We start from the raw sequence: 588 nt of genomic DNA on the forward strand, positions 1-588 counted from the left end.
GGATCTGTTAAGAAAATCCAAGCTTGGATTGATGCGCATCATTGAAAAGTCAGGGAAATGGTACGCTCAAATTTCGGTAGAAGTGCCAACAAGTGTAATAAACAACGAAAACATCATGGGAATTGATCTTGGTTTAAAAGTTCCTGCTGTTTCTGTAACTTCTACAGGTAAAACCCGATTCTTTGGAAACGGCAGACAAAACAAGTACATACGAAGAAAGCATGAGCAACGTAGGCGTAAATTAGGAAAACTCAAAAAATGGTCTGCCATTCGTAAGCTAGGTCATAAAGAGCAACGTTGGATGAAAGATCAAAACCATAAGATTAGTCGGCAAATTGTCGATACAGCCACCCAGGAAGGTGTGTCAATCATCAAGCTTGAACGACTGGAGAATATTCGCAAGACGGCAAGAACAAGCCGCAAAAACGCAAAGAATCTGCATAGCTGGACATTCTATCAGCTTGGGCAATTCATCTCCTACAAAGCAAAGCTTGTCGGCATTAAGGTTGTGAAGGTAGATCCTGCCTACACTTCGCAATCTTGTCCTGCCTGTGGGGAGAAGAACAGAGCAAAAGACAGAAGGTACGA

The 588-nt window shown here is 42.3% G+C and carries 1 protein-coding gene; it reads left to right on the plus strand.

All coding sequences use genetic code 11. The features are described 5' to 3' along the window. Nucleotides 1-588 (plus strand): RNA-guided endonuclease InsQ/TnpB family protein (locus ABEW73_RS33765; protein ID WP_430206432.1); only part of this gene is annotated, 588 nt, incomplete at both ends.

It is taken from the genome of Paenibacillus lautus, assembly GCF_050482385.1.
GTDB classification, from domain to species: Bacteria; Bacillota; Bacilli; order Paenibacillales; family Paenibacillaceae; genus Paenibacillus_AQ; species Paenibacillus_AQ lautus_B.